Source organism: Anaerolineae bacterium, from assembly GCA_014360855.1.
Taxonomy (GTDB): domain Bacteria; phylum Chloroflexota; class Anaerolineae; order JACIWP01; family JACIWP01; genus JACIWP01.
This window is the reverse complement of record JACIWP010000208.1, coordinates 1-5,441: the sequence shown is the minus strand read 5'-3', so window position 1 is coordinate 5,441 and position 5,441 is coordinate 1. Positions and strand designations below refer to the sequence as shown.

The following is a 5,441-nucleotide window of genomic DNA, read 5'->3' as shown; positions in this document are numbered from 1 at the left end:
GGGTGGCGCAGGGGGATATGCTGGTGCCGGCGGCCCAGACTGAGTTCGCCCGCGATCCGGCGTTCGGATTTTCCCATTCGTACCTGCCGGCGTGGGTGGAGGAGAAAACCGGGGGACGGTGGAAAGCGTCTGACGTGCTGGTGCTGGACGTGGGGCAGGTGCGTGCAGAGGGGCCGGCGTATGTGACGGACCGGCTGATGGGGATAGAGGGCGGCCGGCCGGTGGTGGTGGATGCGGTGGAATATGCGGACCTGGAGCGGGTGGTCGCCGGCCTGCTGGAGGCGGAGGCTCGCGGCAAGCGCTTCCTGTACCGCACAGGGGCGTCGTTCCTGCGGGTGCGCGCCGGCATCGCGCCGCGCCCTCTGCTGACGCGGCAGGAACTGCTGGATGCCCCGGCGCCGGCAGTGGGGCTGGTGGCGGTGGGATCATTTGTGCCGCGCAGTACGCGGCAGTTAGGGCGCCTGCTGACCTGGCCGGCGGCGGCCGGCGTCGAACTGCCGGTGGAACAGCTCCTCACTCCTGAGCGAGAGAAGGTGATCGCCCGGGTGGTGGAGGCGGCCTGTGAGAGCGCCTTCGCCGGCAACGTGCCGGTGATCTACACCAGCCGGGGACTGCGGGTTGGTGGGTCGCCGGAAGAGAGCCTGGCGATCATGGAGAGCGCATCGCTGGCCTTAGTGGAAGCGGTGCAGGGAGTTCTGTCTCGGGTGCCGGCGGATTTCGTCGTCGCCAAGGGGGGCATCACCTCGCATGAGCTGGCACAGCGGGCGCTGGGCGCGCGCCGCACGCGGGTCTTGGGCCAGATCGCGCCCGGGGTGCCGGTCTGGCGCATCACGCGAGCGGGCGAGGAGAGCCGCGCGCTGAAGCTCTCGCCGGGCGCGCCCTACGTGGTCTTCCCCGGCAACGTGGGGGATGAAGGGACCCTGCTGGAAGTGGTGCAGTTGCTCCGCGGCGAATCAGCCGGGTGATGGTCAGCCGGCGGACCCCGCCATGGCGCGCAGTGCGGCCATGGCACGTTCCACGCTTTGGGCCGGCGTGACCTTCATCTGCACGTCCACGATGCGGCCCTCTTCGTCAAGGATGAAATGGCTCCGCACGATGCCCATGACGGTGCGGCCGTACATCTTCTTCTCCCGCCAGGTCCCGTACCGCTCGGCCACCTGATGATCGGCGTCCGAGAGCAGGATGAACGGCAGTTGGTATTTGTCCCGGAACAGCCGCAATTGTTTTATCGGGTCGGGGCTGATACCCACGACGACCGCGTTCAGCCGGGCGATCTCGTCGGATTCGTCCCGGAATCCGATGGCGTGCTGGGTTCAGCCGCTGGTCATGGCCCTGGGGTAGAAATACAGGATGACGCGCTTGCCGCGCAGGTCGCTCAACCTGACGATACGGCCGTCCGGGTCGGGCAGGGCGAAATCCGGCGCCTGATCTCCGATGCTGACCATGGTTTTCCTCCTCTCGCATGGTGTATGTTCGCTCAATAGCTTACGTCGGTGAGCGCGGAACCACCGATGAATTCCCGCAGGATAGAGGTTTCGGGCACCTGCTCCGCGCCGGCGCCCTCGAACCAGCTCAAGAAGGCCAGCAGGCGCGAGGCCTCGATATATTCCATGGTCTGAGAGGGGGCGATCTGGCGCAGAAGCGGCTCTACGAAGGGCTTCAGAACAGCCAGCTCGTACAGCAGGGCGGAATTGAACATCACGTCGGCGTTTTCCTGATAGGGGTAGATGTACAGCCGTTCGCCGCGCCGCACCTTTTCCCAGCCGGCGATGGTCTGCTGGGCATTGTAGCCGCGGAACTGCGCGTCGCGCACGATGCGCCGGATGAGCCGGGTGTCGGTGGTAGGGATGCGGTTGTGACAGTCCAGATTGAGCTGGGTCAGCGCCGAGACATATATGCGGAAGATCTGCTCGGGCGGTATGTGGGGCACGAGCTTGGGGTTCAGCCCATGAATGCCTTCTACCAGGACGATGTGATCGGGGGTGATGCGCAGGCGCCGGCCCGCTTCCCGCCGGCCGGTGTGAAAGTTGTAGCGCGGCGTGAGCACTTCCTCGCCGGCGAAGAGCGCCAGGAGCTGGCGGTTGAACAGCTCCAGGTCCACCGCCTCCAGGGCCTCGAAATCATACTCTCCCTTCTCATCGCGCGGGGTGTGCTCGCGATCGAGAAAGTAGTCGTCCAGACCGAGGGAGACCGGGCGCATGCCGGCGGCCAGGAGCTGGATGGCCAGACGCTTGATGAAGGTGGTCTTGCCGGAGGAAGAAGGGCCGGCGATGAGCACCAGGCGCGGCCGGCGCGCCGCGATCTGGCCGGCGATCTCGGCGATGCGCCTTTCATGCAGGGCCTCGGCCACCAGGATGACTTCCCGCAGTCTGCCCGATCTGGCCGCATCGTTCAGCGAGGCCACGTCGTCAATGTTCATGACGCGCATCCAGTCCAGGTGCTCGCGGAACACGGCGGAGAGCCTGGAGGCGCCGGCCGGCTCGGTCAGTTCACGCGGCCGGTGCCGGGTGGGAAAGAGGAGCAGGAACCCGCCCTCCGTCGGCCGCAGGGCAAAGGGATGCAGTGGGCCAGTGGAAGGGGCCATGTAGCCGTAGAAGTAATCGTACACGCCGCGCAGGGAGTAAATCGAGAGATTCTGGCGGTCGCCGGCGTACCCCTGGAGCAGGCGCACCTTATCCGTATAGCCCTGCCGCTGGAAGATGGCGATCGCCTCGGAGATCGGGACGACATGTTTGAGGATCGGCTCATCGGCCGCAACAATCTGGCGCATGCGCTCCTCGAGCTGGGCGAGTTCGGCGGCCGAGAAGGGCGGCCGGCCGGCGACCTCGCAGAAAAAGCCGCCGGTGGGAATGGAATGGTCCACCACGATGGTGGCTTCCGGGAAAAGCTCGTGAGCGGCGGCGACCAGCACAAAGGTCAGCGAGCGCTGGAAGATGCGCAGGCCGTCGCTGGTCTGCATGGAAAGGGGCTGGACGGAGGAATCCCAGGACAGGGTATGGGAAAGCTCTCGCAGTTTCCCGTTGACGATGGCGGCCATGACCGGGACGTCATCGGCCGGCAGGGCGGCGCGGATGAATTCCCCGACGGGAGTGCCAACCGGGCCTTCGAAGATGCGGCCGTCGGGGAAGCGGGCCTGGACGGTGCGGCGCGGTCTGGCCGGCCGGATGCGCATATCCGAGGCTTTCTGGGTCTTGGACATGGTTGGGCGCTCCATTTATCTGTCTGGCTGGTTGCATTATACCGCGATTTTGCCAAACGGCCATGCCGGCGTTTTTAACCATCTATTAACCGTATGCCTGCTTCCGGGTATTGACGAAACGGCGCAGTGAGTGTAGATTATAGCCAGGCCGGCAGATGGCGCTTCCCCTAGGTAGGGGCCTCCGTAATTTCCACTATAGGATATCCTTCATCGCTGAGGGATTACTGGCAGTGATGATGGCTTTTCTGCGCCTTCGCCCCAGGCGTCATTGCGCAGTACTTTCTCTCATGGGGAGATTATGGCAAATCATGTGACCAGCCAATGGGAATCGGTAGCTGTGGGGAGAGATTGTCCGCCAAATGATTATTGGTGGGTGGTGTTCACCCAGCCCCATAAAGAGCAAATGGTGGAGGGAGTGCTGGCATCCATGGGGCTGGAGACGTTCCTGCCCATGATCCGGCCGGCGCACGTTCGGGCGGACCGCCGGCCGTGGAAGCCCCTCTTCCCGCGCTATCTCTTCGTGCGCGCCGTCCTGCCAAAGGTGCCGCGTTCTCGGCTGGAGTGGCTGCCGGGTGTAACCGCGTTGGTGAGCTTTGGCGGCGAGCCGGCGCGGGTGCCCCAGCGCGTGATCGACCTACTGCGCCGGCGGGTGGAACTGCTCAACCAGCACGGCTACGGCTACATCGCGCCGGGGGAGCGGGTGCGCATCACCAGCGGCCCATTGAAGGACCTGGAGGCCATCTTTGAGCGGCCTATCTCCGGCGCCGGCCGGGTGCGCATCCTGGTCAATATCCTGGGCCGCCTGTCCGCCTGTGAGGTGGATATCGAGGTGCTGGAGCCGGCCGGCGCCGTCGGGCTGTGACCCCCTGACCCTGCGGCATGTCATCATCTCGCTCGTTCTCCTCCCATGGGTCTCGCCCATGGGAGGTTTTTTGTGCGCCGAGATTTGCACGGTTCACGGGGAGCGGGTATAGTGTGAAAAGTGGTCTGGCAATCATGCCTGAATGGAGGTCCTGGCAATGCGCGTCGTCACCCTTGGAGAAGCCATGATCCGGTTATCCCCGCCCGATCATATGCGCATCGAGCAGACCAGCATCTTCGAGGTGCAGGTCGGCGGCGCCGAGCTAAATGTGGCCGCCGGCGTGGTCCGCATGGGATACGAGGCGGAGTGGATCAGCGCCCTGCCGCAGACGCCGTTGGGCCGGCTGGTGCACAACACCGTGCGCGAGATGGGGGTGGGCACACAGTTCCTGGTCTGGAAGCCGGAAGGCAGGGTGGGGCTGTACTTCATAGAGCACGGGGCGTCGCCGCGTCCCAGCCGAGTGGTGTATGACCGCGCCGGCTCCTGTGCCAGCATGCTGGGGCCGGCGGATGTGGATTGGGCGAAGGCCTTTGCCGGCGCGGCGCTGTTTCACACCAGCGGCATTACGCCGGCGCTGAGCAACTCCGCGGCGCAGGCGGTGGAAGCGGCACTGCGCGCCGCCAAGGCGGCCGGCCTGCGCGTGACGTACGACTTGAACTACCGCGGCAACCTGTGGCCGCCCGAAAAGGCGCGCCGCGTGCAGGAGCCGTTCATGCAGTATGTGGATGTCCTCATCACTTCGGAGGCCTGTGCGGAGGTGGTGTTTGGGGTGCAGGAGGCCACGCCGGCGGCTACGGCGCGCCGGCTGGCGGAGCGCTACGGCTTCGAGGCGGTGGCGATCACCCTGCGCGAGACGCCCACCATCCTGCGCAACCGCGTCTCGGCCATGGCGTTCGCCGGCGGGCAGATCATCCAGGACGATTGGTACGAGGTGGAGATTGTGGATCGGGTGGGGGCCGGCGATGCCTTCACCGCCGGCTTCATCTGCGGCTACCTGGAAGGAGACCTGGAGCGGGCGGTGCGGTGGGGGAACGCCATGTGCGCGTTGAAGCACACCATGGTCGGGGACATGTGCTGGGCGGAGCGCGAGGAGGTGGAGCAGTTGCTGGCCGGCGGCTCTCGTTTTACGATAACAAGATAGTGCGCAATAAATAAATGGGGAGAAAACAGCCATGTCCCGCAGTCCTGACCGGGCGGAAGTACTGCACATCATCGAGGAGACCGGGGTGGTGGCCGTCATCCGGCTGGCTTCGGCAGAGCCGCTGTTCCGGGTGGCGGAGGCCATCGCCGCCGGCGGTGTGCGGGTCATCGAGTTCACCATGACCACGCCCAACGCGCTGGAGGTGCTGGCAGAGGTGTCCGCGGCTCCCGGCGCAAGTA

6 protein-coding genes are annotated in these 5,441 nt (G+C 65.5%); 4 read left to right on the top strand and 2 right to left on the bottom strand.

Features of this window, described 5'->3' with window-relative positions; genetic code table 11:
* Positions 1–965 (top strand): hypothetical protein (locus H5T60_11030; protein MBC7242964.1); only part of this gene is annotated, 965 nt, incomplete at its 5' end.
* Between the two features lie 3 nt (positions 966–968).
* Here the strand turns inward: H5T60_11030 and bcp are convergent.
* Positions 969–1,445: a thioredoxin-dependent thiol peroxidase gene (bcp, locus tag H5T60_11025; protein ID MBC7242963.1), complete on the bottom strand. Its 477-nt coding sequence runs from the start codon at positions 1,443–1,445 to the stop codon at positions 969–971.
* Between the two features lie 32 nt (positions 1,446–1,477).
* A complete protein-coding gene (locus H5T60_11020) occupies positions 1,478–3,199 on the bottom strand; it encodes a nucleoside kinase (protein ID MBC7242962.1) in 1,722 nt (573 codons plus the stop codon).
* A 310-nt stretch (positions 3,200–3,509) separates the two neighbouring features.
* Here H5T60_11020 and H5T60_11015 point away from each other — a divergent pair, with 310 nt between their 5' ends.
* From H5T60_11015 to H5T60_11005, 3 genes are all read left to right on the top strand, one after another.
* Complete coding sequence (locus tag H5T60_11015) at positions 3,510–4,061, top strand: hypothetical protein (GenBank protein ID MBC7242961.1); 552 nt, start codon at positions 3,510–3,512, stop codon at positions 4,059–4,061.
* 157 nt (positions 4,062–4,218) lie between these two features.
* Positions 4,219–5,202 carry a sugar kinase gene (locus H5T60_11010; GenBank protein ID MBC7242960.1) on the top strand — a complete coding sequence of 328 codons (984 nt, stop codon included), beginning with the start codon at positions 4,219–4,221 and terminating at the stop codon, positions 5,200–5,202.
* A gap of 31 nt (positions 5,203–5,233) precedes the next feature.
* The coding region (locus H5T60_11005; protein ID MBC7242959.1) for a hypothetical protein at positions 5,234–5,441 on the top strand (208 nt) is incomplete at its 3' end.

Coding starts and splice junctions, on each gene's coding strand:
- H5T60_11020 (MBC7242962.1), bottom strand. CDS start 3,199: ATGTCCAAGACCCAGAAAGCCTCGGATATGCGCATCCGGCCGGCCAGA.
- H5T60_11010 (MBC7242960.1), top strand. CDS start 4,219: ATGCGCGTCGTCACCCTTGGAGAAGCCATGATCCGGTTATCCCCGCCC.